This is a genomic window from Priestia sp. SIMBA_032 (assembly GCF_046535215.1).
Taxonomy (GTDB): domain Bacteria; phylum Bacillota; class Bacilli; order Bacillales; family Bacillaceae_H; genus Priestia; species Priestia aryabhattai.
In genome coordinates this window covers 1-270 of the sequence record NZ_JAWRXD010000718.1, presented here as the reverse complement: position 1 = coordinate 270, position 270 = coordinate 1, and the positions used below count along the sequence as shown (strand labels likewise).

The 270-nt window shown below is 74.8% G+C and carries 1 pseudogene; it reads right to left on the bottom strand.

Annotated elements, in window-relative coordinates:
* A pseudogene (locus SB717_RS36155) lies at positions 1–270 on the bottom strand (rhamnulokinase); the annotation flags it as partial.

Sequence of the window (270 nt, the reverse complement as noted above, 5' to 3'; positions counted from 1 at the left end):
GGAAGGAACTGCAGTCCGCTCTGCCGGTACAGCTCCCCCGCCTCGACCGCGTCGTGCACGAGGGCGACCCCGCGCTCGGTGCGCTCGTCCCGGTAGTGGTACGGCTCGCCGAGCAGGCGGCCGCCGCGCAGGAGGCCGTAGTCGACCGCCCACGAGTCCACGCCGATGCCCGCCAGCCCCGGATCGGACCGGGCCACCGAGCCGAGCCCATCGAGGACGTGCGCGAACAGCGCCGTCACGTCCCAGTGCAAGGCGGCGCGGTCGCCCTCC